This window comes from Sphingomonas sp. OTU376, assembly GCF_038440415.1.
Classification (GTDB): domain Bacteria; phylum Pseudomonadota; class Alphaproteobacteria; order Sphingomonadales; family Sphingomonadaceae; genus Sphingomonas; species Sphingomonas kyeonggiensis_A.
On the sequence record NZ_JASATQ010000024.1, the window covers coordinates 1 to 25367 of the forward strand.

A 25367-nucleotide genomic window follows, 5' to 3' on the forward strand; every position below is an offset into this window, starting at 1 on the left:
CCCCCCCCCCCCCCCCCCCCCCCCCCCCCCCCCCCCCCCCCCCCCCCCCCCCCGCGCGCCCCCCCCCCCCCCCCCCCCCCCCCCCCCCCCCCCCCCCCCCCCCCCCCCCGGTTACGCTAGCAGAGGTGAGCGCGAATGCGCCTGCATATCTCCCACACCACGAGCTACACCTATCGCGACCCGGTCGTGCTGCTGCCGCATCGCATGATGTTGAGCCCGCGAGCCTCCCCGGTCCTCAGCCCTGTCTTCGCCGAGCTTCGCTGCACACCCGCGGCCGAGTTGGCGTGGACGCAGGATGTGTTCGGCAACCTGATCGCCACCGCAACCTTCTCGCACTTCGCCACGCGGCTCGAGATCCGCAGCCTGCTGGTGGTCGAGCAGACCGCAGATGCCTGGCCGGTCTTCAACATCGCACCGCATGCCCACAGCTATCCTTTCCGCTATTCCGAGCGGGAACGGAGCGACCTGGGCGGACTACTGGCGCCGGTCCATCCCGATCCTGGCGGCCGCCTGGCGACCTGGGCCCGCGCATTGGTTCGTTCCGAACCCACCGACACATTGGCCCTGCTCCAGGATGTGAGCGCCGCTAGCCAGAATGGCATCGCCTATGTCGCGCGCGAGTCGGAGGGGACGCAGCTTCCCGGCATCACTCTCGATCTGGGATCGGGCTCCTGCCGGGATATCGCGATGCTCTTCATCGAAGCCGTGCGCCACCTCGGCTTCGCCGCCCGCGCCGTGTCCGGCTATGCCTTCGATCCGCGGGCAGACGGCTCCGGCGGACCGGAGCGCCAGCACGACGCAACCCATGCCTGGGCGGAAGTCTATCTTCCCTGCGCGGGATGGATCGCCTTCGATCCGACCAACAGGCGCATGGGAGAGGCCAATCTCGTGCCGGTCGCGGTGGGGCGCGACATCGCCCGCCTGAGTCCGGTGGAGGGGCATTACCTAGGCCCCGCCGCGGCTTTTCTCGGCATGACGGTAGAGGTCATGGTTTCCGCCGCCCCCCTGCAAAACACTGCGAGCAACCCAGGAGGTGCATGATGGAACTCAGACTGATCGCCGCCTACAGCCTGATGCTGGTCATGACCCTGCTGGTCGCAGGTTTCATCGCGTACCGCATCTATCATGGGCACGCCCGTTCCTATCGCCGGCGATCGCGGAAAGAGGCGCGGATCCAGGCGGGGCGCCACCGCGGCGAGCCACAACCTTGATCCGCGCGGTCGATTAGCGCTCCGAGATCACGATGCGGACAACAGAGCTTCGGCACGCATCGCCGCGAGTTGCGCGGTCAACTGCCGCAGGACGCGCGCGCGATGTTGATAGGTGTTGTGCCAGACGCCCATCCGGCCGGCGACATAATCGCGCGAAAAGGAGGCAGACATGTCGCGAAGGCTTGCTTCCAGTTCGTCGGCTTCCAGTTGGAGGGCCGTCGGATCGGTCGAAGGCGTTGGTGTTCGCATATTCGCGTCCATAATCGGCGGGTCGATGCTCATGGCTTGTCTCCGTCACTGAGCGGGAGCGCGAAGCATCTCTCGGTCGCGGCCGGGCTCGTGGCAGGTGGCGCGATAATCCTGATATGGGGGCTGCGGCCGGATTACCAATGGATGCCGATACCGGGGCTAACATTCTGACGGAAACGCCCTAGCCCGCGACCGCTCCTCATGCTGCCGGCAAGTATTCCGGCACGCATCATGGCCAGGCAAGGCGAATGCATGTACAAAGCGCAGATCGTCGACTCATCCGCTTCGCAAGCGCGCGACGCCCGAGAGAAATTCAATTGCTCCCGCTTGCCCACGGGAGAAATCATGTGTCGATCAATTCCATATTCTGCGAACTGAAGCGGCCCCATGCCGCGGTCACTGACCTGCCTGCAGATGTTTCGGAAGCACTTCTCAGCGTCTCGGCCGCAAACGATAGCGGCCGCCCGGAGGCGGACGGACAATGCTATTTCGAAATCTATCGTGCCGATGAGGTGCGCCTCACTTCCATCCTGTTGTCCGGCGGCGACTGGCGGTGGCAATTCCGCTCTGGATCCGGCGCGCTGCTAGCGACCAGTGCCGGCTATAAGAGTGAGCAGGAATGCGCCGCCGCCGTAGTGGCTCTTCGCACCGGCGCCGGCTCCGCTACGATCCTGAGCGGAAAAGGTGCCAGTCTGGGATGTCGCTGATTTGGCGTAATCACGCCGGGGCGCGTGGGGGCATCAGGCCTGTGCATCCGCTCGCACCCACCATGAAGACAGGTCAGTTCCATTCGTCGTTCCCGCGACTTCCTGTTCCGCGGAGCCGACGCGAGCCGGCTTGTTTACAAGCCAACTCTGCTTCGCCGTGGGGCAAGGCGAATACGGCCAAGCAGCTTGAAAGGAATCTCCCATGTCCCGCGCGCTGAACATTGATGCCACCGTTGCAGATGTAACGGCGATGTCGGCCAAACATGCCGCCGCCATCAGTGCAATCGAACCCTTGCTGTCGCGAGGAACGCACGTCGTCTTCATGAACGCCAAAGATGCAGCCACTATGGCGCAAGCCTATGGGTCGCGCGTCCTCAGCGGGGCGGTTAAGCGTGCTCCTTGGGCGTCGCGCCGAGACATTTAGCCCAGCCCCAGGCATCATTTTTATATTATTAGATATGATAATTGTGATATGTTGCGCACATAAAGGGCGACTCGCCGGGCAACCTTGACTTGAGATCATCGTGCTCCGTTTTCACGGGAGCGTGCACGATGACTATGGAATATTACACAAGGCGGCTGAAGGAATCTTTGGCTGCGGCGAAGGCTGCGACAGAGCCCACTTCCCGGATCGCCCATGAAGGTATGGCAAAGGCCTATCGCGGATTGTTGGACGCCGTGGTGGTTCCTCTGGGGCAAACCTGGCGCAAGATCCGCCCTGAAACGCGCGACGATCAACTGCGCAAGGCGCTTGACGATTGGGAAAATGAAGGTGGCGGGAATCGCAAATAGTTCAGCCGTTCGGGTCTAATGACTTTCTGTCTCCGCAAGTGTTAGCTTCCTGATCTGAGAAGGATTGTGAGAAGCTTCTGAAGTCCGACGCTAATGGTCGTTCGGCTGGCCCTCTCCCTAATGGCAGCTATTGCGGACTGGCTTCCAGGAGCGGTCAGGCAGCAAACGGCCCACTACCGGTCGTTCAAGCGCCCGTGCCTCCGGCTGCCGTCAGGCCCGTACATGGCCCGCCAGCGCATAGAGGTTAGCTCCGCTCGAACAGCCGCTTCAGGCTGGGATAGAGGATGAAGGTCGATCGCCCGATCTTCACCGTCTCGATCGTCCCATCGCCGATGAGCTCGTAGATCGTAGAGCGACAGATGCCGGTGATCCTGACGGCGGTGGAAATCCGTACGCTGATCGGCTCCAGCGTTGCTTCATCGGGCTCCAGAGCATGCCGGCTCATTTCGACCTCCCCTTGCTGAACGCGCGATCGCTTTCGAGGAACGCCGCGAGTATCGCCGGGATGAGATCCGCGATCGGCTCCTCCCGGCCATAGGCCTGGGCGTAAAGCGCCGCATATGCGACGAGCGCCTGATGGAGGTCCGGCATCACCGAGATGCCGAGCTTGACCGGCGTGCGATCGGGAAGTTGCGCAAGTTTGAGTTCGGGCATCTTATTGCTCCTGGCCGGGCCATGGCGCGAGGACGATGTCCTTGTGCACCACGACGCGGAGTGGCCAGCCGGGCCGCACCTTGATGGTCGGCTGGACGTTGAGGTTCTTGGTGACGATCTGGTCGCCGGCGCGCGACGTGCCCTGCTGTGCGGATTCGCGGATCGCGCGGACGAGATCGCTTTCGCGGTCGCCCAGGCTCAGCTCGGTCCCGACGCCGAGCAGCGTCGACAGCGCCACGCCCTTGAGCAGCTGCCAGGTGTGGGCATCGACCTTGTCTGCAAGGCCGGCATAGCCGGCCATGTCGGTCGCGGGCACATTGTCGATCCGGATCGAGCTGCCGTTCGGCAGGACGATCCGCTGCCAGACGACCAGAGCCCGGCTTTGCCCATAGGCCACGACCGTTGATGAGCGTCAGCGTCGCGTCCGAGCCCAGCCCGCGAAGGTTTAGCGTGGTCGCGTTGTTGAGATTGTTATAGCCGCCCTGGTCACCGCCCCCCGCGACCCCAGGGTTTTGCCCGCCGGTGAAATTCTGGGGGATGATCCGCGAAATGCTCGCCATGTCCGGAAGGCCCTGTTCCTCGAGGGCGCGGCGCGTCATCACGAGTACCGGCGAAGGGCCGGTGGCGCCGCGGATGCGCGTGCCGGTCACCGTGATCGCCGGGTTGGTATCGTCCTGCGCGCCTGCTTGGGGACGCGCCCGCACGACCAGCGCCCCGGCTTGCTCCTCGACGAACAGGCCGCTGCCGGCGATGGCTACCCGTACCGCCTACGCGACGGTGAAGGTGCCACGGACCGCAGGCGACCGCCGGCCGCGTACGTCGCTGTCGGCGAACAGGATTTCGCGGCCGCCCTGGCGCGCCAGCGCCCGCAACGTTGTCGCAAGATCCTCCGGCGGCAGCTCGAACGTCACGGCTACCTCCTGCGCACCGGCCGGCAGGATCACCATGCCGGCGGGCGTGGCGGTGGCGGCAAACAGCGCGGCGCACAGCGCCTTTTTCGAGATCGTCATTCTTCCCTCCCATCGCCGGTTGCTCCGGCGTTGGGGGGATTGACGCAGCGCATCGCGAACCCCGGGGGCGCATGCGGAAATAATTTTTCGCGCGATCCCTAGGGCCTTGCCCCAGCGATTCTTCTCTTTGGTGACGGGGGGCTCATTCCGGTGCGCGTTCTGGCGCTCTACTCCGAAACGGACCGGGTTCACTCCGTTCCGGAGACAAGCACGACGCGTTTCGCCGCCACCAGGTCGAACCCGTCGCGCGTACCCTCGATCCGAACCCGTTGACCGACGAGCTTGCGGGCCGACCCGCCAGCCTCGATGCGCCAGCCGCCGCCATCGTCCATGCGCAGATACAGATGCCGGCCATCCTCGAGCAGAAGCCCCTCGAGGCTAAGTGCGGCACCCAGCGGCATCAGCGGCAGACCCGGTCACCGCCATAGGATCGCCAACGCAGCACGACGTTCGCGCGGACCAAAGCGCAGGACAGATCGCCGACACCCGGGAGCGAACAGGCTGCAGCGGTGCGCGTGCCCTTGCCCGAGCCATAGGAAATGCAGCGCATCGCAGGCGCCGTCACCCGGATATGCCCGGTCGGCAAACTTCCTCTGGCACCGCCGAGCAAAGCAACGAGCCGGTCCCTGGCGACAACCCCGGAGACGGGCGGGCAGGGATGGTCGGGCTTGCACCCGCCATCGACGATTCCGCCACGCACCCGCTTTACCTCGCGCGCGGCGATGCCGTGCAGCCGGATCTTCGGGCCTTCGGCGCACCAGATCGGACCATCGCCGTCCCACACCGCGACGGGCGTGCAGGTGAAGGCGACACCGGTCGTGACGATACCCAGAAGCGAAATCAGCATGGCGTCCTCAGTGCGTCACGGCCATAGGGCCGGCATCCGCACCCAGCTCGGAAAGCCGGCGCGCGATCGCCTGCCAGACTGCAACGCCCTCGACATCGCCGGCCAGCGCCAGCGCGCCGATCCGCTCGGCGACGAACACGGGCGCGCGCTCGCCATGGGTCGTCAGGACCATATTGGCGGCGGACCAGAGTTCGAGTTCGCTCAGCGACATGCAGCATCTCTGCCACGCCCGCGGACCTGCCGCCAGCCGGCGAAAACCTCGGACCCGCGCTATCGCTTCCGCCAGGCAGCAAATCGAACCGTCTCGGCGATATCGGCGGCATTTCCGGAATTTCCCTCGGAATCGGTTCATGATTGGGCACGGCACCGCCAATTCGGATGCAACCCCGATGTCGATTGCGTATCCCCCGACGTGATGAAATCCGAGCTCTTCCAAAGTCTCTCGCCGCGCCAGGCCGAGTGCCTGCGGCTGGTTGCGCGCGACCGGGGTGCCAAGGAAATCGGGCAGTTGCTCGGGATAAGCGACGAGACGGTGGAGGCGCATATCAAAGCGGCGCTTCGCAAGCTCGGCACCAACTCCCGCTTCTCCGCCGCACGTGCCTTTGCAGAGTTCGAGGGCCGTACCCACCCGGTGGTTATACCCAACCAAGGGGAAGCTGCGGCGAGACCGATACCCGCTAGCCAGGGCCCATCCTATCAACTCGACGTGGTTGAGCGGGGGGCGAATATCGTTCGCGACGTGGCGGCCAGGATGGACGCACCGCCCGAGGCCCCCGTGCTTCAACCGCTCGCCAGCGGAGCGCGCCGCAATGACCTGAGCCCCGTCCACCGTATTGCCCTGGCCGCGGTGATCGCGGCCGCGATCGTGATCGTCGCCGCGGCGGCCCGGCCCCTGGCCGAAGGCTTCCAGGCGCTCGCCGATCTTATGCAACCCAGACATTGACCCGCGGGGCCTCGCCCTCCGGGCGAGGAGACACGCATGCCCAAGACCCGGATCGAAGCCGCCCAGGCGGTGGCCCAAGCCTTCTTTCCCGCCGAGCAGGCGGCGCAGGACAGCGCCGCGCAAGGCGCGCGCTGCATCGCGACGATCATCGAGCAGCGGATCAAGGCGCAGCTGCCGCCCCAGACCGGCGCCGAGGCACTGGCGCTGATCGCAACGGCGACCGGCCAGGCGGTCGCCGCAGCGAACAGCTTCGCCGACGCACACAAGCTGCTCGCCGGCCTGTCCGAGGATCTCGGCATCCCGCTCACCTTCGGCCCGGATTGCGAGCCGAACGCGACGAAGCTGCACGTCGTCGCCGCCTGACGGATTGACCACCGCCGCCCATGGTGATTCCGTGGGCGGATGGTGGTCGCGGCCTATCTCTACGTCTATGCCTTCTGGCTGATCCTGCCCTCGCTGTGCCTGGCGGCACTGCGCTGGGGTGGCTGGCCCGAGCGGATCGTAGCTTTTCTCTTCCTCGCGGCGGCCGCCGGATCGATCCTGCTCAAGTCGAGCGTGACAGGCGGTTACCGGACAATCGAAATCGGCGTGCTGATCGTGGACCTTAGCCTGCTAGGCGCACTGGTCTGGGTCATGGTCCAGGCCGACCGGCGGTGGCTGATATGGGTAGTGGCGTTGCAGGCGATATCGACGACCGGCCATCTGGCCCGACTGGTGACGCCCGATCTGTCGCGGATGGCCTATGCGCTGATGGTGGGCGCCTCGAGCTATCCGGCGCTGTTTCTGCTCGGCCTCGGCATAATCGGGCACTATCGGGCAAGCCGTCGTCGCGCTGCCTTCAGCTTCTGAAGGCGTTGCTTCGGCCAGGCCGGGAAAGCCGTGCTGCGGCCGATGCCGACCGACTGCTGCGATATTTCGGATCGCTGCGCGCGACGCTGCTGGCCCCCCGGGCCGAGATCCTCCGCGCCGTGCAGGGCGATGCGGAGCTGACGGACCGGCTCGTGACGATCCGGCAGGTGATGGGCCGGGCGCTGCGGCAGGGTATCGAAGACCGGCCGATCATCAGGCACTATGCCGATCTCGAGGCCTATCTGCGTTTCGCACAAGGAGGCGAGATCACCGAGCAGATGCGTATCCTCTATCTCGATACCGGCAATCGCCTACTGCGTGAGGAAGTGCCCGCCCAGGGCACGATCGACGAGTGCCCGGTCTATGTCCGAGAGATTGTCCGGCGAGGGCTCGAGCTTGGGGCCGCCGGGCTGATCCTGGTGCACAACCACCCCTCGGAGATCGCCGAGCCGAGCCGGGCGGACAAGGAACTGACGCAGCGGGTCGCCGCGGCGGCACGGACGCTTGGTATGCGCGTGCTCGACCATCTGATCGTGACCGGCGGCGACGTGTTCAGCTTCCGCGGCCATGGGCTACTTTGAGCGGCACCTCTCGACGAACTCCCTGGGCGTGCTGATGCCGGGAGCGTCTGCGCACAAAAGATGCGGTCGGATGGAGCTGCGAGGTGGTGGGGAACCCGCAATGGGTGCGGCGGAGTGCGCGACCCCGCCGCCGACAGATTTATTCCATGTGCTTGACGTAGCAGTTCTCCAACGCCTTCTTCTGCTTCTTGGCCGAAAGCCCCGCGGCCTCCGCCTTGCACTTGCCAAGCGGCGTGTTGGCATCCGCCGCCAACCGCGCAGCGTGCCGTGGATACGGACAGACGCAGCTCCCTGACCGACATCGCCACGCGCTTTCTCCGGCCACCGGGATATTTCGCACGCCTGCTCCGGCTGAACTATCTCGCCCCAGATATCGTCATGGCGATACTCGATGGGCGCCAGCCACCCGGCATCACGCGCAAGAAACTCATCGACGCAAATCTGCCGATGGACTGGTCGCTGCAGCGACGGCTGCTGGCGTTTCCGGAGCGACCGGGCCTGCAGATATCGTAAGAGGCGTCACGCGACTCATTTCGTGGCCATATGCTTGCCCAGAACTGCATCAACCGACCACGCTCCGCCGCCGCGGGCCATCAAGGGCAACAGGATCGCCGCCCAGCTCAGATGGGTCGGCCAGGCATCGGGATAGACGAAGACCTCGATCACCAGCGTCATCATGAATAGTGCGAGCGCCGAGAAGCGCGTCGCCAGTCCCAGCACGAGCAGGATCGAGAAAACATGTTCCGACCAGGTTGCCGCCACTGCCGCGATTTCGGGCGGGACGAGCGGCAGGGCATATTCGGTGCGGAACAGCTCATAGGTGCCATCTTTGATATGGAGGATGCCGTCGACCTTGGTCCGGCCCGACATGAAGAACACGCCGGCGATGCCCAGCCGGGCGACGAGCAGCAGCAGGGCATCCGGCACCAGCGAGGAAGTGTGGCGGGTAAGGCGCGCGTAGAGCGCGGTCGGCGAGGTCATGCAAAGTCTCCGGAAAGAGCGGCCGGGCGCGCGGCGCGGCGCCCCGGCCGCGTGGCATCAGGCCTTGGGGGTCAGCGAGCCATTGCCCTTGGGCGTCCGAATCGTGGTGCAGGTGCCCGCCTTGACGAGCTTCCACGCATTGCCCTGATAGTTCACCTTCGAGGTGCCGGCGCAGCTGGTACCGGCGCCGGCCTTGCAGTCGTTCTTGCCGGCGAGCGAGACGCCATAGCATTTCTCCATGGCGGGCTTGGTCTGGGCCGAGGCGGCGGGGGCGAGCGCGGCGCCGGCGACGGCGATGGCGAGCGTGGCGGCGACGGTGGCGTTGGTCGAACGCATGATGTCTGTCCTTCATGAACCATGCCTCCGGCGCGCGGCCCCGGTCAGGGGGAGCCGGGCAGCGCGGTGACCGGGGAGGAGGCGGAGAACCTGGTCACCTTGCCAGTTCGGCGGCGGCGGGCGGCGCGTTACACATTCACCACGAAAAATTTCGCGCCGCGGTGTAACCTTCCCGCCGGCTACGCCGAATTCTTCTGCAAGGAGGAGGAATGCGAGCGGACGAGGACGTGCTGCGCGGATTGATGGTGGATGGGCTGGGCGGTGACGCCGCGGCGCATGCGGCATTGCTGCGCCTGCTCGTGCCCGTGCTGCGTGGCTTCTACCGCCGCCGCGCCAGTGGCGGCGAAGACGATATCGAGGATCTTGTGCAGGAAACGCTGATCGCGGTGCATAGCCGTCGCGCCACTTACGATCGCGAGCGCGCCTTCACGGCGTGGCTGTTCGCGATCGCCCGCTACAAGATGGTCGACCATTTCCGTCGCGTCCGCCGCCTCCATCCCATCGAGGGCCTGGAAGACGTGCTGCTCGCCGAGGATTTCGAGCCGGCGACGCTGGCGCGGATCGATGTCGAGGATTTGCTCGCAGCGCTGCCCCCCAAGCAGGCGCGCATGATCCGCGCGACCCGGCTCGATGGGCTGAGCGTCGCCGAAGCGGCCGAGGCCGGCGGTATCGGCGAATCCGATGTGAAGGTCTCGGTGCATCGCGGTCTCAAGGCGCTGATGGCGCGCATCCAAGGAGGGGCGCGATGAACACCGACGACCTCATCTCCCGGCTTTCGCAAGACGTGCCCCCGGTGTCGCGGCGCGCGGTCGGCTGGCGGCTCGGTATCGGCATGGCCCTGGGAGGCCTTGTCTCGGTGGCGCTGGTGGCGCTCGTCCTCGGCATCCGGCCGGATCTCGGCCTCGCCATGCGCGGCACCGCCTTCTGGATCAAATGGAGCTATACCTTCTCGCTGGCGGTCGCGGCGGTGGTGATGGTGGTGCAGCTCGCCCGGCCGGACAGCGCCCGGCTGCGCTGGGCCTGGCTGCTGGTGGTGCCGGTGAGCCTGCTCGCCATCCTCGGCGTCGCCGAGCTTGCACGCACGCCGCCCGGCGAATGGCTGGCGATGTGGCTGGGGCATAGCTGGATGATCTGCCCCTGGCTGGTGCTGGCGCTGGCGATGCCGATCTTCGTCGGATTGCTCTGGTCGTTCCGCCGGATGGCGCCGACGCGGCTGCGCGCGGCCGGCGCTGCCGCCGGGCTCGCGGCGGGCGCCTTCGCCGCGACGGTCTATTGCATGCATTGTCCCGAAGTCTCCGCCATCTTCGTGCTGACCTGGTATTCGCTGGGCATCCTGCTCGCCGCGTCGCTGGGCGCGCTGCTCGGCCCGCGGCTGCTGCGCTGGTAAATTCGCTGACGGCTGTAACCGGGAACCCCGCGGGCCCGAATAGGGAGAGCCAATCCGGCTGAACCCTATTCTGGAGTATCCCCATGACCATCGTCCGCACCGGCGTCAGCCTCGCCGCGTCCGCCGCCGTCATCGCCATCACCGCCGCCGCACCGACTGCCGCGATCGCCAAGTCGGGCGTCGGCGCCGCCAAGGTCGTCCATTGCTATGGCATCAACACCTGCAAGGGCACCTCGGACTGCAAGACCGCGAAGAATGACTGCAAGGGTCAGAACAACTGCAAGGGGCAGGGCTTCAAGGAAGTGACCGCCAAGGCATGCAAGGCCGCCGGCGGCAGCCTGACCGCGCCGAAGTGATCCCCTTGGCCGGCCCGATGCTCCCCAGGCGCCGGGCCGGCCACCCCTATTCAGGACTGCCCCGATGATCCCTCCCTTTGCCGGCTTCGGCCTCGGCCTGCGCAAGCCGCATTATGCCGAGTTCCTCGAGACCCGGGTTGCGGTCGATTTCGTAGAGGTGATCTCCGAGAACTTCATGGTCGATGGCGGGCGACCGCGCCGAATCCTGCGCGAGGTGCGCGAGCGCTATCCGGTGGCGCTGCACGGCGTGTCGGTGTCGCTCGGCTCGGCCGATGGACTAGACGGCGCCTATCTCGCGCGGCTGCGCGTGCTGGTGGACGAAGTGGAGCCGGTCTTCGTCTCGGATCATCTGAGCTGGTCGCGGATCGAAGGCTTCAATTCGCACGACCTGCTGCCGCTGCCCTATACCAACGAAGCGCTCGACGTGGTGGCCGACAACATCCTGCGCGCGCAGGATGTGCTGGGGCGCGAGATGCTGATCGAGAACCCCTCGACCTATATCGATTTCGCGCCCGCCGACATGAGCGAATGGGAATTCCTCGACGCGCTCTGCGCACGTACCGGCTGCGGCCTGCTGCTCGACGTCAACAACGTGTTCGTCAGCGCGAGCAATCGCGGCTTCGACCCTCTCGCCTATCTCGACGGGATCCCGCATGCGCGGGTGCGCCAGATCCATCTCGCCGGGCACAGCCAGGGCAGCGAGTTGCTGATCGACACGCACGACCAGCCGGTGCCCGTGTCCGTATGGAAGCTCTATGCCCATGTGCTGCCCCGGCTCGGTCCCGTCGCGACGATGATCGAGCGCGACGATGCGATCCCGCCGCTGCACGAACTGCTCGCCGAGCTCGGCACCGCCCGGCGCATCGCGGCCGATGGCATGCGGGCTGCGGCATGAGCCTGTTCGACCTGCAGCGTGACATGCGCGCCTGGCTGGCGCGCGAGGAGGAGGCCGCCGTCGATCGGCTGGGCGGCGACGACGTCGCCCCGGGCCTGCGCATCCATCAGAACAATTTCCGCGCGCAACTCGCCGCCTGCCTGGAGGAGAGCTTCGCCCGGACGCGCGACTGGATCGGCGGGGATGCGTTCCACTAGGCGGTGGTCGCGCATGTCGCCCGCGTGCAGCCGAGCAGCTGGACGCTCGACGCCTATCCGCGCGATTTCCCCGCGACGCTGGCGCTGCTGTATCCCGCCGATCCGGAGGTCGCCGAGCTCGCCTGGATCGACCTTGCGCTGGGCGAAGCCTTTGTCGCGCCCGACGCCACGGCGCTTTCCGCCGCGGATCTCGGCGCGGTCGACTGGGAGCGTGCCGTGCTGCGCTTCTCGCCCTCGCTGGACCTTGCCGATCTGACCACCAATGCGCCCGCGATCTGGTCGGCGCTGGCGGAGGGCGTGGAGCCGCCGTCGGTCACCTATCTGCCCGAGGCGGGCGCGATCCTGGCCTGGCGTGACGGGGAGGCGCCGCGCTTCCGCGCGGTCGATCAGCTCGAACGCCAGGCGGTGCTCAGGACCCGGGCGGGTATGCCGTTCCCGGAACTGTGCGCCGCGCTGGCCGAGGCGCTTGGCGAGGACGCCGGCGTCGCGCGGGCCGGCGCGATGCTGGGCCAGTGGCTATCCGACGGACTTATCGTCGCCGCCGATAGCATTGCCGACTCGCCGTGAGCGGAAATTGCTTGAAATGCAGGAACATAGAGTGAGCATGAGTCGACTCCAAACAGGAGTCTGTCATGATCATTCTCAACGAAGCGATGCTTCGGGGCCTGGCGGCGGTCATCTCAAGCCTGGCCAGTCTGGCGTGGTCCTTGCGACGCAAGCGGTGAGGATAAGCCTTGCCCCAACACGGCGGTCGGCACACGAGCGCTTTCAATGTTCATATTTTGTTCTATTCTGGGCTTATGGACCGATTCGCCGACCCTACCGATATCTCAGAAGCTATTCTGCATGCGCCGGGCTGGGCGCGAGTGGGCATCACTGCTCCCAGCCCTCGCTTGCGCGAGCGGGCCGCGACGGAACTCGCGCGAGCTGTGGCGGCCCGACTCGATGGTCATTCCCTTGCTATTGAAGACGGGCGGCAGTTTTCGCTCGAGCTGTAGAAATCCGTTCGGCCCCTGGCTCGGTTCGGCTTTCCGAACAGGGGCGCTTCGGTATATCCGCCCTTTGATAGACGGGTCGGGCCTATACCCTGCGGGGTATATTTCCGGTTTATACCCCGAAGGGTATAATCAGCTAATCTGTCTTAGGATTGCCGGACTCGCACGACGGTGGCAGCACAATTCGCCGGATCACCCCCCGACGATGCCACAACGACGATCCACGAACTGGTCCGCTTCGTCGGCAAGGGACGGGTCGTCAGAACCAATGCCGGACCCGTCGTACCCGCATGTGGAGGGATCCCCGGCCCGCAATCTCGGTTTTCGACCGAGATCGGGCGCACGGTCCGCGAACGGTCGAGCGGCCTGACGTAATCGAGTTCGTCTCTACCAGGTCCCGGCTCAGGGTCGCGGGCGCAGCTCGCTCTCCAGGGCGGCGAATGTCTCTTGCAGCAGGACCGGCATCGTACGCGCGCCGGCTTCCTGATCGAACGCCTCGGTGGACAAGCGAATGGCGCCCATCGCAATCATCGCGACCAGCTTGAGGGCGGGCTCCCGCTCCGGGCCGGGACAGCGCTCGCGCAGTGCCGCGAGCAACACTTTTTCATGCTCGACATAGCTGGCCTGCTTTCGGGCCTGCACGGTCTCGCTCGATCGCATCAATCGATCGATCGCGAGCATTTCGTCGGGAGGAACCGCGGCGCATACCTGAATGACGGCGTCGCGCACTGCCTCGATCGGTTGCTTGTCAGGGGCGGCCTTCCGCACTGCGTCGGCGATCATCGCGCCCATCCCGCTCTGCAGGGAGAGGAGTATGTCGTCCTTGGACTTGAAATAATGGAAGATAGTCCGGCGCGATATCGCAGCAGCGGCAGCGATGTCGTCCAGCGTGGTCGCGTCATACCCGCGTTCGAGGAAGAGGCGGATTCCCGCGTCCGTAATGCGCCGCATCGTCTCGCGTCGCTTGCGGACCCGCAGGCCTTCCCCTGACTCACCGGTGGCGGAAGACATCGGCAAATTGCCCCCTTGAAATATGCACTGAGTGCAAATATTATTCTGCACTCAGTGCATATATAGGCGAATGCGAAATGCGTAAATGGACGACCGCGGACATTCCTCCGCAGGATGGCCGCACTGCGGTGGTGACAGGGACCGGAGGCCTGGGGTTCGAGACGGCGCTGGCCCTGGCGCGCGCAGGCGCGAAGACGATCATCGCAGGCCGTAACCCGGCTAAGGGGGCGGACGCGGCTGCTCGAATTTCCGCTGAGCTTCCCTCCGCGCATGTGCGGTTCGAGTTGCTCGATCTCGCGAGCCTGGCTTCCGTCACAGCGTTCGCGGCGCGACTGGCGGACCGGGAGGAGAAGCTCGATCTCCTGATCAACAACGCGGGCGTGATGGTCCCACCAAGACGGGAGGTTACGCAGGACGGGTTCGAGCTTCAGTTCGGAACAAACTATCTCGGGCATTTCGCACTGACGCAGCGGCTGCTCCCCCAACTGCGCAGGGGAGGGGACGCCAGGGTGGTCTCGCTCTCCAGTGTCGCTGCGCGGAGCGGCGCGATCGACCTCGACGATCTCAACGCCGAGAAAAGCTACCGGCCGATGCCGGCCTATAGCCAATCCAAGCTCGCCTGCCTGATGTTCGGCCTCGAATTGCAGCGCCGCAGCATTGCGGGCGGTTGGGGCGTGACGAGCATCATTGCGCATCCCGGCGTCGCGCGCACCGACCTCCTGCACAATGCTCCCGGTCGCTGGAGTGGAATGGGCCTGGCACGGACACTGTTATGGTTTCTCTTCCAGCCGGCCCCCCAAGGGGCGCTCCCGACGCTCTTCGCGGCCACATCTGCCGACGCCGAACCGGGCGGCTATTATGGGCCGGATGCACTGGGCGAGACGCGCGGATATCCTGCACCCGCGCGGATCCCGCCGGCTGCGCTGGACCGGACGGCCGCGCGGGCCCTCTGGGAAGCCTCCGGCAAACTGGTCCATGGCGTCGGGAACTGACACGGGCCGCGGGGCGGCAGCCTGCCGCGCGTGGCGGACGTACCCGGCGCATTGCTACATGCCTTCGGGCTCCGGCGCCCCTGGCGTGACGGAACAGTCGCCATTCCAGAATGTTCTCCCGGCGAACCTATCGCAAGTCGGGGAATGCATGAAAAAGCTTGAGTCGAATGAAGCACGCCTCGCGACACTTTCCGATGATGACTTCAAGGACAAGCTGGCTGCGGCGATCCCCCAGCTCCGTGCCTTCGGGCGGAGTCTGAGCGGCAGTCGGGATGTAGCGGACGATCTCGTTCAGGATACCATGCTCAAGGCATGGGCCGCACGCAGCCGCTTCCAGGCGGGGACGAACTTCAAGGCATGGACCTTCACGATCCTGCGGAACATCTACTTCAGTGCGGCGCGGCGCAAACGCTTCACGGGTGAGTGGAACGAGATCGTAGCGGACCGGGTCCTTACCGCGCCCGCGAGCCAGGACAAGTCCGTCGAGCTCCGGGACCTTATGCGAGGGCTCCAGCAAATCCCTGCAGACCAGCGCGAGGCTCTCGTCCTGGTGGCGGCTGCCGGAATGTCCTACGAAGAGGTGGCCGAGATTACCGGCGTCGCCGTGGGCACTGTCAAAAGCCGCGTGTCGCGTGCGCGCATCGCGCTCGAGGCCCTCATGGAGGGCGGTATCCTCAAGACGAGGCGCCACGATTTCGGCAACGCGGAAGCCGCCGTAGTCAGCCTGTTCGCCTATCTGGATACCATCCAGGCCCGCCACCGGGATGACTCTGATCCGGGCGAGACAGCCGCGCTTCCCATCGCGGCCTGATCGACGCCGCTGCCGGCGGGATGCGCGACAGCGGCGCTGCGTCGGCCTCTCATAAGCGTACGGTGGCTTCCGGAGACTCCGGCGTCCAGCTTGTTAAATCCGTCAGCGCGAAGGGTCGCGATTTGGGGCCGGGACACACGGCCCCGGAGCTGGGTTCATGTGAAGTCTCCTGGCGCCGGTATCGGCGTGGCTCGCTGAGAGCAGTCAGTTGCCGGAGTCGGCCGGCGGCCGGCCGCAGACGGTAGAGGGCGCGAAACTCGTCGATGCGTTTCTCCGGCGGCCAGCGCTCCATCCCTTCGCAAGTTCAAGCCGTGGTTCCAGAGAGATTTCATCTCGGCGAGCGATCCGCAAGGGAAGAAGCTCGGTCCTTCTCGTGAAGTCCACGGCTATCCGGCCTTGAGACCCGCGACAACGGCTTATCCAGAGGACCGGGTTGCTCCTATCAGGGCCATCGCATGGACCGTATAACCGGCTGGAAAAGCACGACAAAAAATTCTCGCACAACCCTCTTGAAACGCCGTCTGGAGATTCCAAATCATCGCCGCCGGATGCGATTTCTCGGTCCGGCAGGACCTGGGGGCACCGGCTCTCGATCCGGTGCGCCTCGTGCTCAGATTGCTCATTGGAGGATTTGGATATGAGGACCGATTTCGATTTTGCGCCCTATCGCCGTTCGACCATCGGATTCGACCGGCTGTTCGATCTGCTCGAAGCAAGCACGCGCAGCGACAACAGCAGCAGCAGCCCACCGTTCAACATCGAGCGCCACGGCGACGATCGTTACAGCATCACGCTTGCGGTCGCCGGTTTCCGGCCCGATGAGGTCGAGATCGTTGCGCAGAACAACCTGCTGAGCGTCACCGGTCGAAAGGCCGAGGATGATGGCGCCACCCAATATCTCCATCGGGGCATCCCGGCGGGTACGTTCGACCGCCAGTTCCAGCTCGCGGACTTCGTGGTCGTCGAAAGCGCGAGCTTCGAGGATGGCTTGCTGCGCATCCAGCTCAAGCGCGAAGTCCCCGAGGCGATGAAGCCGCGACGCATCGAGATCAGTGGCAAGGCCGGCCAGCCGGCCAACGATCTTCTCGAGGTACCCGCCGACAACGCCGCAAGCGACGCGGCCTAATTACCGCCCGCCTCGCTCGAGCGAGGCGGGCACTCTCACCCAGATCAACCCCGGAACGACCTTCGAAAGGAGAGCGGATGTCGGTTCATCATTTTCAGCGGCTGCAAGACCCGCGTGCACGGGTGGGGCATCCCCAGTTCGAGCCAGAGGTGAAGCGCGCGATCCTCGCATCCTGGGCATCCGATGCCTTCGCGGTGCGGTCGAAGCCAGCTCTGCGCGAGCCTCCCGAACTGCCCGGGCCGGTCCCCGTGCGCGATGTGCCGGATGCTCTCAAGAGCCTGGATTCGACGGGCGGACGGACAAGCTGAGCATGTCAACACCGCCTGCGACCATCCCCAGGGAGATCGTCGACTGCATCGGCCAGGCGCGGGAGCCCAGTGTCCAGGAACTGGGCCGTGTAGCCCGGACCATATGGCGCGATATCTCCGGCGACGAGCAGAGAATAGCTGCGCGCTCTACCTGCCCGAAGAGCCGGCATCTCAGCTTTCGAGCTGCACATGCCGCGCTCGCGGGTAGCTATTGAAAGATCATGCCGGAAGAGCGTGCTCGGGCCAATGCCGGCATGATAGAATAGGTTCGATGAACAGCACAGTGGTATGGACGAAGCCGAGCTGCGCCGCGCCTATCTGGAGTGCCATGGCGGATCTGACGATCGGCCAGGAAGCGTTCGCAAAACCCTGCAAGGGACGCCAGATCGAGCTACGAACCGCATGAACGGCTCCCCTTTATAACATGGGTTACTGTCGATCTTCGGTTCATTCGATATTTTCTGTCCGGGCTCGTGGGGCACATGGAGCACGCAATGACGGTCGAGAGCGACATCGAGTATCTGAGCCGCAGGATTGAGGAAGAGCGTGAAAAGGCCGAGCACGCGGACAACCCGGCTGGCTACCGGATCCACACCGACTTTGCCCGGGAGTATGAACGGAGGCTCCAGGCATTGATCGCCGATCAGCCGGTGCCGGCGTCGATGAACGGTCATGTCGCGTAAGCGCGAGGGTCGCCGTGCAGAACAGGCGTGGGAAGTGCGGATTGCTCAGACGCTGCGGTCGGTCCGTGAGCGCGATGAAGCGCGCCGTGCGGCACGCACCAAGCCTTCCTGGCTAGAACGCATATTCCGGCGCTAGTTATGCCTTGAGCTGTACGTGGCCGGAAGGCTTCAAGAGGGAACCTTCCGACCGCGGGCGGAGGGGAGCGGTTGCAGGGAACCTACAGCCCAAGCCATGGTTTTCGCCGAACGCGGCAATCAGGGCAATCAGTTGAGCTCGGCACTGAGCAATGGACAGCCTTGCTTGCTGCGGCCGACCGGTTCACGTTGCTGACCGATATCCGCAGTATCTATGCAGATATTCCGGCGGTGCTGACCGTCGATTCAAATGGCGCTTCCTCGCTTGACGATGATCGAGCCCTTCAGGTCGAGAAACCTTTCTCGACGGCGATTATCCACGATGCGCTGGTGCGACTTGGCTTGCGCGAAACGCCGATAGCAGGCGAAAATGACGAATGCCGAGGATGCCCGAGGTTGAACGGGACGGCCCTGCAGAAGTAGGCAGGCTATTGACGACGACGGCCGAGTGGTTGGAATGAGCGATACCCTGCAATCTGCGATCGCCTCCGTGATCGCCCGTGCGCCTGAGTGGATCCGCCAGGAGTTGGCTTCCAAGGATCACGCCATGCGCGAACGAGCCGAGGAAGCGCTGGCTGCCATGATCGCCGGCACGCTTGGAGAAGCGAGCGAGCCAAAAAACTAAGCCGTTCCGCGTCCGAATATGAATTGGGCGAACTTCATTGCACGCCGGGCCGGATAAGACATCGCATCGTTGCAGCCCATCATTGAAGGCTCCGGGCATCGCACTTACACGCTCAACGGCTGACACTAGGGCGGAAGCGTCGGGCAGTTTCTGGCTTGACCTAGCCAGCAAGGGAAAGTTCGAGATTGGGTGGAAAGCGGAAAGGCAGCTTATAATCGCAGCGGTCGCATCTCTCGCTGCAACCCATCCCAGCGACCGGGTTCAAATGCCGTTATCGCTAGTTGTCCGCGATCCCCGTCATGGAACCCTGTAAGCGTCAGGCCCATCGTCCGTAAAACGATAAACCCAAGAGCCTCTTGAGCATCACCATCTGCCGCCTGCCTCTGACCTAGGCACGTACAACCCTATGCCTGGAAGCACCCGCCGACCAGCCCTTGCCATTCGGCACCCGAACACTGAACGGCAGTTTTTGCCGAAAGCCGCCATCGAGACGCACCAAACTGGCTCTTCCTTTGTCACTTGCGCGCGGTCGCGAACTCCAACCTGATTCCGCCCGGGATGAAGACGAGGAAGTGGCGAGTGGTGGATCCAGGTGGGGTGGGCTGAGGCTCCACATCGACGGTGACGCCGGGATGGGCGCTGACCTCTCGCCACGCCGCCGCAAGCGCATCCTCGTCGGCAACCGCGAGCGAAAGATGATGGAGGCCGATGTTGGCGCGGCGATCGAAGGCCCGCGCCGTCGCCGGCTCGCCCGCGCGCCACAAGGTGATCAGCGCGTCCCATCGGAGATGAAGATTGCCGGGTAATCGGGCGCACCGTCGACGACGTCGAAACCGAGAACATCGCAAAAGAATGCCTGTGCCTCGTCGAGACCGGGAACGGTCAGCCCCACATGATGGACGCCACAGGTCAGCCTGCCGGTCATGAGCGTGCTCCTTCCAGTTCCGAAACGCGGGCGCGCAGTCGCGCGAGTTCGTCGATAAGAGGTTGATGGGCCGCTGCAATCTCCGCCTCGGTGAAGCGAGGGGTGATATGCTGGGGACAATTCCAGTCGAAGCCGACAACATCGATCAGGAGAACCCGCTCTGGCACCGCGTCATGTCCTGCACGCGTAAGTTCGGCGATTTCCGCCGGATCGTCGCTTGTCCGCGCACGACCGATCAATTTGAGCCGGCGCCGTGCAGGATAGTCCATCAGAAACAGAGAGACGCGATCGTCCGCAGCCAGGTTCGCCGTCGAAAGATACTGGCGATTCCCTTGATAGTCGACGAAACCGAGCCTGTTATCGGCAATGTGACGCAGAAACCCCGCAGGGCCGCCGCGATGCTGAACGTAGGGCCAGCCACCTTCGCTAACGCTCGCGATATAGAAGCTGTCGCGTGCCGCGATGAAATCTAGTTCTCTTGCTGTCAGCGCGTCGAACGCGCCGGCTTGGCTTTCCATGCGCGCGTAGGCGGTGCGTGATCCGGCCGCCGCCTGCAGCGCACGAGCGCCGGGGCCGAACATCAGATGGAGATAGGTCTGCGCCATACGGTACACTCAGGTTGATGCCGGAGGTGCCATGCCTTCCGACATTCAGGGGGTTGCGCCGCCACGTATCGCGCCCAGCAAGCTGGCACGCTGGCGGTCGACGATGCGCTTGAAAGTGCTATCCTCGCCCAGCGCCCGCGCCAGGACGATTGCACCTTGGATGCCGGACACTGCCTCCTCGGCCAGCTGCGCCGCCGACGCGGAAGGGATGTTCGCGGCCTCGAGACAATGCGCCAGTGCCGCGATCCAGCGGCTGAAATAGCCATTGATCGTCGCCGCGAACGCGCCGCCGCCGACGTTGAGCCCGAGCGCGCCGACAAGGCAGACCCTCCGCCCGGAGCGGAAATAGGCCGTCACCTCGTCGAACATTGCCGTAACCGCCGCGGCCGGGTCCTCGGCCTGTTCCAGCGGTACGAAGATGGTTTCGGCGAACCAGCGATCGATATCGGCAAGGACCGCCTCCATCATCTCCTCCTTGCCGCCGGGGAAGAAGTTATAGAGGCTACCCTTGCCGAGGCCGGTCGCCTTCGACAGCACCGCCAGGCTCGCGCCCTCGAACCCATGTTCGCGGAACGCTTCTGCCAATGCGGGCACCGCATTCTCGCGGGTGGTGAGGACGCGCCCGCCGGTCATAGGCCGAGGTCGCTGAGCGACGGATGATCATCGGGGCGGCGGCCGAGCGGCCAATGGAACTTGCGCTCCGATTCCGCGATCGGCATCTCGTTGATGCAGGCATAGCGGTTCGACATCAGGCCATCCTCGGCGAACAACCAGTTCTCGTTGCCATAGGCGCGGAACCACTGGCCATTATCGTCACGATACTCATAGGCGTAGCGCACCGCGATACGGTTGCCGGTGAAGGCCCAGAGCTCCTTGATGAGCCGATATTCGTGTTCCTTGTTCCACTTGCGGGTCAGGAATGCCTGGGCTTCCTCGCGATTATTGGCAAACTCCACCCGATTACGCCAGCGGGTGTCGAGCGAGTATGCGAGCGCGACCTTCGCTGCATCGCGCGTATTCCAGCCGTCTTCGGCCAAGCGGACCTTTTCGATGGCGGTTTCATGGGTGAACGGGGGCAGAGGGGGACGAGACATCGGATTTCCTTTCTTCATCGGAAAAGTCTTCGCAAGCGCCGGAGGCGCAAGGGAGAAGGCTGGAAACGCGGTGACAAGAACGCGTCGGTTCGACCGGCTTCATCTTCCAATCACCATGTTGTACCGATCGGTACAAGTTGCCTTGGGCACTGTCAAGCGTTGTTTCGATAGTACGGGATCCGGCTGGCGCCTCGTCTTGCGAGATGGCGATATCCCAGATGGCCTCTCGTATCTGCAATGCCCGGGCGTCTGCGGCCGCTGAAAGCTGCCGATGAAAGCGAGACTGGAAATGACCGCTTCGTCCCAATGCCAGCCGCGCGCAGCCGGATGAACGAACAACGGCTTTCAAGCTTGAGGCGCATTAGTTGTAACGACCGACATGGGGCGCGTAGCTTCCCGGCGGATCAGGCGGGAGCTGGCCAGCGGCGTGCCCGACAGCAGATCTAATAATTGCGTGGTCAATATCCGCCGAAATCTTCCGGCATGGGCGCCTCTGCTCTGACAATCCGGACCAGATGGCCCAGTGCGCCAACCTCGCGCTGTGCCTTCCACGCAGCGCCGATGCTCCATGCCGCTTCCTTCCCTTCCACAGCCAGAAGCCTCAATCGACCGGGAAGCAATGCTTCGGAACTGACCGGCACGATGGCGCAGCCCAGCCCTGCTGAAACCAGTGCGAGGACTGTCTGTATGTCATCGGCTTCCTGCACCACCTTCGGATCAAAAGCGGCAGAGCGACACCAGGCTCGAACTTGAGCGGCGAGCCCAGGTCCCCGTGCCTCCCGTAACGCAATGAAGTCCTGTGCTGCGAGCCAACTTCGCAATCTCGCTCCCGAAGGAATGTCCAGATTCTGCGGAACTGCTATCGCAAGACGGTCGGATGCCAGCGGACACGACATTAGGTCCGGTGGCGCGGGCATACGAATGAAACCAAGATCGAGTTCGTCCCGTCTAAGTCGGTTGACCTGCTCATGCGAAGAGTAGTCATCCATTGATACGGACACGCCAGGATGCGCGGCACGAAAGCGAGCGACAAGCCAGGGCGCGACCGCGATCGTCGACAGCCCGAAGCCAATATTCAAATGGCCGAGCTGACCATCGACGGCACCACGCGCATCGTGCAGCAAGGCATCCGCATCCCGAACTAGCCGCCGAACCTGAGGAAGTAGAAGGGTCCCGAGCGGAGTCAGGCGCACGGGCTGCCTGTCACGATCGAAAAGTTGACCGCCGATTTGCTCCTCGAGCGCCCGGATCCGTTTCGTCAGCCCAGGCTGGGTAATGTGCAGACGCTCGGCGGCATGGCCAAAATGACCCTGATCCGCAACCGCCAGAAATGCACGCAGTCTCTCGACATCCATTCCAATCAGCTATCATGAGTGGCCATATGTTTCATTGGAGTTTTGCAGCGGCAAGCTGGCATCGATGTCTCAGGAGGACCCGATGACCAGAAATCTTTGCGTTGCGACTGTCCAGTTCCAGCACCAGGCGGGAAACAAGGACCATAATCTTTCTCGCATCGAACATTTTGCCCGGAAGGCGGTGACCTCGGGCGCCCAACTCGTCTGCATGCCGGAAATGTGCATTACCGGCTACTGGCACGTGCCTTTCCTCGACGAGGCAGGGCTGCATGCGATCGCGGAGCCGGTGGACGGTCCGAGTGTCCGGCGTGTGGCTTCACTCGCGCAACATCTCGGTCTGGCAATTGGCGTCGGCTGGCTAGAGCTCGGTGAAGACGGACGCCTCTACAATGCCTATCGGCTGTGCTTCCCGGACGGCAGCGGCCATACGCACCGCAAGCTCCATGCCTTCGAGCATCCGCTGATCGCGTCCGGCGAGCGCTACACGGTTTTCGACACCCCCTGGGGCGTGAAGCTGGGCATTCTAATTTGTTGGGACAACAATCTCGTCGAGAACGCACGCGCTTGTGCATTGCTTGGAGCCGAAGTGCTGCTGGCACCGCACCAAACAGGGGGAACCAACTCACTCAGCCCGCGAGGCATGAAACCCATCCCCGTCGAATATTGGGAGGAGCGCCATCTTGAACCCGAACGATGCAAGCAGGCATTCGCGGGCACAAGCGGCCGAGCTTGGCTTATGCGATGGCTGCCTGCGCGTGCGCATGACAACGGGCTCTTCATCGTTTTCAGCAATGGCGTAGGCCGCGATCAGGACGAGGTTCGCACGGGACACGTGATGGTCCTCGATCCCTATGGAGACATTGTCGGGGAGTCGGCTTCCCTGGACGACGACATGGTCGTGGCCCAACTTGACCTGAGCCTCATTGATACGAGTAGCGGGCGGCGATGGATGCGCGGACGCCGACCAGAGCTCTATGCGAGACTGACCGAATGGGACGGAACCGAGTTGTCGCCACATGCGACCCGGTTCGGGGGCAACGGCCACGCCAAGGTATCGGCATGCTCAAGCGAGTAGAAGCGCGATAACTGGCCGGGCGGATCGCATCTGCCCGGCCTAAATCTCAGGCAAAATTCAGCGCCCGACGATCTGCGTTCCGAAGAGCTGTCGCGCCAGAAACCACCCAAATTTCGCCGTTTCGGTTGAGATTCGCGGCGCCAGAAGCCGCCTGGCCGCAAACACCCATAGTCGACCGTTCGGAGGTGAGAGGGCCGATCCAAGAGCGGCCAGGCAGGAAGCGCCCCAGTTGCCGCCACTCAGGCGATCGGGCTTCGATCCCGAAAGCGGCCGTCCCTCCATGCTCTGGCGAACGACAGCAAACGTCCCGATAACCTACCCTGTGGGGGGCGATTGAATGAAAAACCACTTCCGGCACGGCGGGTCGATTCGACGAAAGACCAGCCTCAGAGGGCTTTAGCAGACCAAGCGCTCGCCTCGGATCAAGCCCAGCTTCTAAGGCAGATCATCACAGGATGCTTACGGGTGTGGGGATGTCGGGCGAAGACCCGCTTGTTATCGTGATCTCGATGAAAACCTGCCCGCTACCAATCTGACCTGATAGGGAGTTGTTATGGAAAACCGGAGATGGGTGGAAATCGTTGAAGAGAACGTTCAACGGTTTGGCGACCTCGTTGTCGGCATCGATCCCTTTCTTCCCGATATCCCTCACATGCTGCTTCGGGCTGCGGACGCAGACAAGGGGATTTCGCGCTACGTCGATTTTATCCTGGATACAGTCGAAGGAAGTGTTGGCTTCGTAAAGTTTCAGGCTGCCTATTTCGAAGCGCACGGCCTCGCCGGATTGGCGGCGCTCTCCGCCGGCATGAAGAGGGCAAAGGCGGCGGGCATGGGCGTCATATTGGATGCAAAACGTGGAGACATTGGCGCAACTGCCGCAGCATATGCTCGCGCCTACCTAATGCCCGGTTCCGAGGGCGGAAGCGACGATTTCGAAGCGGACTGCCTGACAGTTAGCCCTTTGATGGGACCCGATACGCTTGATCCCTTTGTAGAATGCGGAAATCGGTTCGGGAAAGGTCTGTTCGTGTTATGTCGCACTTCCAATCCGGGCGCGGGCTGGCTCCAGGACAAATTGGCGGGGAACAGGCTAATTTCCGACCGGGTCGCCGATCTGATCGGCGCCCTCCCGTCATTGGAAACGGGTTCTCTGAGCCCTTTTGGAGCTGTGATCGGAGCAACCATACCTCAGGAAGGGCGGCGCCTGCGGAAGCTTTTGCCCCGCTCGATCATTCTGGCGCCCGGACTTGGGGCGCAGGGGGGCGATCCCGCGAGCATCCGTTCTCTTCGCGGCAATCGTCTCGGAGATCTGCTTGTTCCCGTATCGCGAGGATTGACCCGCGTTGAGGATCGGAATGTTTCCCTGGAGGATTACCGCGCCGTCATCTTGGAAAGGGTAGATCAGTTCAAAAGGGCGATCGCACATGACTATCGCGTGACGGCTTGAGCGCCTCACCGGCCGGAGAATCGATGAGACAACCTCCGCTTTCGCAATCGGCACAACCAAAGCGGACTCACCGCTTCCCACCCACAAGATGCTCACCAGTCAGCGTCGGAATAGTTATTTGAGGCTTCCAGTGTGTTCTCGGCGCAGATGCCATCGCCTGTGCGAATTGCACAGTCGCTGGAACA

Annotated in this window: 42 protein-coding genes and 1 pseudogene; 26 read left to right on the forward strand and 17 right to left on the reverse strand. The window is 64.1% G+C overall.

Annotated elements, in window-relative coordinates:
• Positions 1 to 135: 135 nt before the first annotated feature.
• Positions 136 to 1041 (forward strand): transglutaminase family protein, encoded by a 906-nt coding sequence (locus AAHM44_RS12005; protein ID WP_342250100.1) that lies wholly within the window; start codon positions 136 to 138, stop codon positions 1039 to 1041.
• A complete protein-coding gene (locus AAHM44_RS12010) occupies positions 1041 to 1211 on the forward strand; it encodes a hypothetical protein (protein WP_342250101.1) in 171 nt (56 codons plus the stop codon). Before AAHM44_RS12005 ends, AAHM44_RS12010 begins: the two co-directional genes overlap by 1 nt.
• A 27-nt stretch (positions 1212 to 1238) precedes the next feature.
• Here the strand turns inward: AAHM44_RS12010 and AAHM44_RS12015 are convergent, their stop codons facing one another.
• A complete protein-coding gene (locus tag AAHM44_RS12015) occupies positions 1239 to 1493 on the reverse strand; it encodes a hypothetical protein (protein WP_342250102.1) in 255 nt (84 codons plus the stop codon).
• Between the two features lie 314 nt (positions 1494 to 1807).
• Here AAHM44_RS12015 and AAHM44_RS12020 point away from each other — a divergent pair, with 314 nt between their 5' ends.
• The 3 genes from AAHM44_RS12020 to AAHM44_RS12030 all read left to right on the forward strand — a co-directional run bounded on the left by AAHM44_RS12020 (position 1808) and on the right by AAHM44_RS12030 (position 2959).
• A complete protein-coding gene (locus AAHM44_RS12020) occupies positions 1808 to 2167 on the forward strand; it encodes a YegP family protein (protein ID WP_342250103.1) in 360 nt (119 codons plus the stop codon).
• A gap of 202 nt (positions 2168 to 2369) precedes the next feature.
• Positions 2370 to 2591, forward strand: coding sequence for a hypothetical protein (locus AAHM44_RS12025; RefSeq protein ID WP_342250104.1), 222 nt, complete (start codon positions 2370 to 2372; stop codon positions 2589 to 2591).
• Positions 2592 to 2719: 128 nt separating this feature from the next.
• Positions 2720 to 2959, forward strand: coding sequence for a hypothetical protein (locus AAHM44_RS12030; RefSeq protein WP_269574018.1), 240 nt, complete (start codon positions 2720 to 2722; stop codon positions 2957 to 2959).
• A 244-nt stretch (positions 2960 to 3203) separates the two neighbouring features.
• On the opposite strand, the gene AAHM44_RS12035 is transcribed toward AAHM44_RS12030, so the two are convergent.
• From AAHM44_RS12035 to AAHM44_RS12065, 7 genes and pseudogenes are all read right to left on the reverse strand, one after another.
• Complete coding sequence (locus AAHM44_RS12035) at positions 3204 to 3404, reverse strand: helix-turn-helix domain-containing protein (RefSeq protein ID WP_269574019.1); 201 nt, start codon at positions 3402 to 3404, stop codon at positions 3204 to 3206.
• Complete coding sequence (locus tag AAHM44_RS12040) at positions 3401 to 3613, reverse strand: DUF2274 domain-containing protein (protein ID WP_342250105.1); 213 nt, start codon at positions 3611 to 3613, stop codon at positions 3401 to 3403. The genes AAHM44_RS12035 and AAHM44_RS12040 overlap by 4 nt, the downstream gene beginning before the upstream one ends.
• Before the next feature lies 1 nt (position 3614).
• Positions 3615 to 4016 (reverse strand): annotated as a pseudogene (locus AAHM44_RS12045) (TrbI/VirB10 family protein); the annotation flags it as partial.
• A gap of 364 nt (positions 4017 to 4380) precedes the next feature.
• A complete protein-coding gene (locus AAHM44_RS12050; RefSeq protein WP_342250106.1) occupies positions 4381 to 4623 on the reverse strand; it encodes a hypothetical protein in 243 nt (80 codons plus the stop codon).
• A 188-nt stretch (positions 4624 to 4811) separates the two neighbouring features.
• Positions 4812 to 5024, reverse strand: a complete 213-nt coding sequence (locus AAHM44_RS12055; protein ID WP_342250107.1) for a DUF5818 domain-containing protein — start codon at positions 5022 to 5024, stop codon at positions 4812 to 4814.
• Complete coding sequence (locus AAHM44_RS12060; RefSeq protein WP_342250108.1) at positions 5024 to 5470, reverse strand: hypothetical protein; 447 nt, start codon at positions 5468 to 5470, stop codon at positions 5024 to 5026. Before AAHM44_RS12060 ends, AAHM44_RS12055 begins: the two co-directional genes overlap by 1 nt.
• A 7-nt stretch (positions 5471 to 5477) precedes the next feature.
• A complete protein-coding gene (locus tag AAHM44_RS12065) occupies positions 5478 to 5681 on the reverse strand; it encodes a DUF6961 family protein (protein WP_342250109.1) in 204 nt (67 codons plus the stop codon).
• Between the two features lie 204 nt (positions 5682 to 5885).
• On the opposite strand from AAHM44_RS12065, the gene AAHM44_RS12070 reads away from it, so the two are divergent.
• From AAHM44_RS12070 to AAHM44_RS12090, 5 genes are all read left to right on the forward strand, one after another.
• Positions 5886 to 6413 (forward strand): helix-turn-helix domain-containing protein, encoded by a 528-nt coding sequence (locus AAHM44_RS12070; RefSeq protein ID WP_342250110.1) that lies wholly within the window; start codon positions 5886 to 5888, stop codon positions 6411 to 6413.
• Positions 6414 to 6449: 36 nt separating this feature from the next.
• A complete protein-coding gene (locus AAHM44_RS12075) occupies positions 6450 to 6776 on the forward strand; it encodes a hypothetical protein (protein WP_342250111.1) in 327 nt (108 codons plus the stop codon).
• Positions 6777 to 6815: 39 nt separating this feature from the next.
• A complete protein-coding gene (locus tag AAHM44_RS12080) occupies positions 6816 to 7262 on the forward strand; it encodes a hypothetical protein (RefSeq protein ID WP_342250112.1) in 447 nt (148 codons plus the stop codon).
• 5 nt (positions 7263 to 7267) lie between these two features.
• A complete protein-coding gene (locus AAHM44_RS12085) occupies positions 7268 to 7843 on the forward strand; it encodes a JAB domain-containing protein (RefSeq protein ID WP_342250113.1) in 576 nt (191 codons plus the stop codon).
• Between the two features lie 267 nt (positions 7844 to 8110).
• A complete protein-coding gene (locus tag AAHM44_RS12090) occupies positions 8111 to 8356 on the forward strand; it encodes a hypothetical protein (protein ID WP_342250114.1) in 246 nt (81 codons plus the stop codon).
• A gap of 15 nt (positions 8357 to 8371) precedes the next feature.
• Here AAHM44_RS12090 and AAHM44_RS12095 read toward each other — a convergent pair whose 3' ends face one another.
• Complete coding sequence (locus AAHM44_RS12095; protein WP_342250115.1) at positions 8372 to 8824, reverse strand: DoxX family protein; 453 nt, start codon at positions 8822 to 8824, stop codon at positions 8372 to 8374.
• A 57-nt stretch (positions 8825 to 8881) separates the two neighbouring features.
• Complete coding sequence (locus AAHM44_RS12100) at positions 8882 to 9160, reverse strand: BufA1 family periplasmic bufferin-type metallophore (RefSeq protein WP_342250116.1); 279 nt, start codon at positions 9158 to 9160, stop codon at positions 8882 to 8884.
• Positions 9161 to 9369: 209 nt separating this feature from the next.
• On the opposite strand from AAHM44_RS12100, the gene AAHM44_RS12105 reads away from it, so the two are divergent.
• The 7 genes from AAHM44_RS12105 to AAHM44_RS12135 all read left to right on the forward strand — a co-directional run bounded on the left by AAHM44_RS12105 (position 9370) and on the right by AAHM44_RS12135 (position 12993).
• A complete protein-coding gene (locus tag AAHM44_RS12105; RefSeq protein WP_342250117.1) occupies positions 9370 to 9909 on the forward strand; it encodes a sigma-70 family RNA polymerase sigma factor in 540 nt (179 codons plus the stop codon).
• Positions 9906 to 10547, forward strand: a complete 642-nt coding sequence (locus AAHM44_RS12110) for a DUF1109 domain-containing protein (RefSeq protein ID WP_342250118.1) — start codon at positions 9906 to 9908, stop codon at positions 10545 to 10547. Before AAHM44_RS12105 ends, AAHM44_RS12110 begins: the two co-directional genes overlap by 4 nt.
• A gap of 83 nt (positions 10548 to 10630) precedes the next feature.
• Positions 10631 to 10903 (forward strand): BufA2 family periplasmic bufferin-type metallophore, encoded by a 273-nt coding sequence (bufA2, locus tag AAHM44_RS12115; protein WP_342250119.1) that lies wholly within the window; start codon positions 10631 to 10633, stop codon positions 10901 to 10903.
• Between the two features lie 64 nt (positions 10904 to 10967).
• The gene (gene bufB, locus AAHM44_RS12120) at positions 10968 to 11798 is read left to right on the forward strand and encodes an MNIO family bufferin maturase (RefSeq protein WP_342250120.1); all 831 of its coding nucleotides are present in this window, start codon (positions 10968 to 10970) and stop codon (positions 11796 to 11798) included.
• Positions 11795 to 11995, forward strand: coding sequence for an HvfC/BufC family peptide modification chaperone (locus AAHM44_RS12125; RefSeq protein ID WP_342250121.1), 201 nt, complete (start codon positions 11795 to 11797; stop codon positions 11993 to 11995). The genes bufB and AAHM44_RS12125 overlap by 4 nt, the downstream gene beginning before the upstream one ends.
• 3 nt (positions 11996 to 11998) lie before the next feature.
• Positions 11999 to 12562, forward strand: a complete 564-nt coding sequence (locus AAHM44_RS12130) for a DUF2063 domain-containing protein (RefSeq protein ID WP_342250122.1) — start codon at positions 11999 to 12001, stop codon at positions 12560 to 12562.
• A 233-nt stretch (positions 12563 to 12795) separates the two neighbouring features.
• Positions 12796 to 12993 (forward strand): DUF6771 family protein, encoded by a 198-nt coding sequence (locus AAHM44_RS12135; protein WP_342250123.1) that lies wholly within the window; start codon positions 12796 to 12798, stop codon positions 12991 to 12993.
• A gap of 399 nt (positions 12994 to 13392) precedes the next feature.
• Here AAHM44_RS12135 and AAHM44_RS12140 read toward each other — a convergent pair whose 3' ends face one another.
• A complete protein-coding gene (locus tag AAHM44_RS12140) occupies positions 13393 to 14001 on the reverse strand; it encodes a TetR/AcrR family transcriptional regulator (RefSeq protein ID WP_342250124.1) in 609 nt (202 codons plus the stop codon).
• Positions 14002 to 14078: 77 nt separating this feature from the next.
• On the opposite strand from AAHM44_RS12140, the gene AAHM44_RS12145 reads away from it, so the two are divergent.
• From AAHM44_RS12145 to AAHM44_RS12175, 7 genes are all read left to right on the forward strand, one after another.
• A complete protein-coding gene (locus tag AAHM44_RS12145) occupies positions 14079 to 14993 on the forward strand; it encodes an SDR family oxidoreductase (RefSeq protein WP_342250125.1) in 915 nt (304 codons plus the stop codon).
• A 148-nt stretch (positions 14994 to 15141) separates the two neighbouring features.
• On the forward strand, positions 15142 to 15804 hold the full coding sequence (locus AAHM44_RS12150) for a sigma-70 family RNA polymerase sigma factor (RefSeq protein WP_342250126.1): 663 nt from the start codon (positions 15142 to 15144) through the stop codon (positions 15802 to 15804).
• A gap of 637 nt (positions 15805 to 16441) precedes the next feature.
• Positions 16442 to 16930 (forward strand): Hsp20 family protein, encoded by a 489-nt coding sequence (locus AAHM44_RS12155; RefSeq protein ID WP_342250127.1) that lies wholly within the window; start codon positions 16442 to 16444, stop codon positions 16928 to 16930.
• A 77-nt stretch (positions 16931 to 17007) separates the two neighbouring features.
• On the forward strand, positions 17008 to 17238 hold the full coding sequence (locus AAHM44_RS12160; RefSeq protein WP_342250128.1) for a hypothetical protein: 231 nt from the start codon (positions 17008 to 17010) through the stop codon (positions 17236 to 17238).
• Positions 17239 to 17732: 494 nt separating this feature from the next.
• Entirely contained in the window at positions 17733 to 17921 is a 189-nt protein-coding gene (locus tag AAHM44_RS12165) for a hypothetical protein (RefSeq protein ID WP_342250129.1), read from the forward strand.
• Positions 17922 to 18128: 207 nt separating this feature from the next.
• Positions 18129 to 18479, forward strand: a complete 351-nt coding sequence (locus tag AAHM44_RS12170) for a hypothetical protein (protein ID WP_342250130.1) — start codon at positions 18129 to 18131, stop codon at positions 18477 to 18479.
• A 34-nt stretch (positions 18480 to 18513) separates the two neighbouring features.
• Positions 18514 to 18681 (forward strand): DUF6771 family protein, encoded by a 168-nt coding sequence (locus AAHM44_RS12175; RefSeq protein WP_342250131.1) that lies wholly within the window; start codon positions 18514 to 18516, stop codon positions 18679 to 18681.
• Positions 18682 to 19196: 515 nt separating this feature from the next.
• On the opposite strand, the gene AAHM44_RS12180 is transcribed toward AAHM44_RS12175, so the two are convergent.
• From AAHM44_RS12180 to AAHM44_RS12205, 6 genes are all read right to left on the reverse strand, one after another.
• The gene (locus tag AAHM44_RS12180; RefSeq protein WP_342250132.1) at positions 19197 to 19445 is read right to left on the reverse strand and encodes a VOC family protein; all 249 of its coding nucleotides are present in this window, start codon (positions 19443 to 19445) and stop codon (positions 19197 to 19199) included.
• Positions 19446 to 19450: 5 nt separating this feature from the next.
• Positions 19451 to 19606, reverse strand: coding sequence for a VOC family protein (locus AAHM44_RS12185; RefSeq protein WP_342250133.1), 156 nt, complete (start codon positions 19604 to 19606; stop codon positions 19451 to 19453).
• Entirely contained in the window at positions 19603 to 20211 is a 609-nt protein-coding gene (locus AAHM44_RS12190) for a pyridoxamine 5'-phosphate oxidase family protein (RefSeq protein WP_342250134.1), read from the reverse strand. The genes AAHM44_RS12185 and AAHM44_RS12190 overlap by 4 nt, the downstream gene beginning before the upstream one ends.
• A gap of 45 nt (positions 20212 to 20256) precedes the next feature.
• Positions 20257 to 20844 carry a TetR/AcrR family transcriptional regulator gene (locus AAHM44_RS12195; RefSeq protein WP_342250135.1) on the reverse strand — a complete coding sequence of 196 codons (588 nt, stop codon included), beginning with the start codon at positions 20842 to 20844 and terminating at the stop codon, positions 20257 to 20259.
• Positions 20841 to 21305: a nuclear transport factor 2 family protein gene (locus AAHM44_RS12200; RefSeq protein WP_342250136.1), complete on the reverse strand. Its 465-nt coding sequence runs from the start codon at positions 21303 to 21305 to the stop codon at positions 20841 to 20843. The genes AAHM44_RS12195 and AAHM44_RS12200 overlap by 4 nt, the downstream gene beginning before the upstream one ends.
• A 458-nt stretch (positions 21306 to 21763) precedes the next feature.
• Positions 21764 to 22660 carry a LysR family transcriptional regulator gene (locus AAHM44_RS12205; RefSeq protein ID WP_342250137.1) on the reverse strand — a complete coding sequence of 299 codons (897 nt, stop codon included), beginning with the start codon at positions 22658 to 22660 and terminating at the stop codon, positions 21764 to 21766.
• Positions 22661 to 22742: 82 nt separating this feature from the next.
• On the opposite strand from AAHM44_RS12205, the gene AAHM44_RS12210 reads away from it, so the two are divergent.
• On the forward strand, positions 22743 to 23735 hold the full coding sequence (locus AAHM44_RS12210) for a nitrilase family protein (RefSeq protein WP_342250138.1): 993 nt from the start codon (positions 22743 to 22745) through the stop codon (positions 23733 to 23735).
• 553 nt (positions 23736 to 24288) lie between these two features.
• Positions 24289 to 25182 carry an orotidine-5'-phosphate decarboxylase gene (gene pyrF, locus AAHM44_RS12215; protein ID WP_342250139.1) on the forward strand — a complete coding sequence of 298 codons (894 nt, stop codon included), beginning with the start codon at positions 24289 to 24291 and terminating at the stop codon, positions 25180 to 25182.
• The last annotated feature ends 185 nt before the right edge of the window (positions 25183 to 25367 follow it).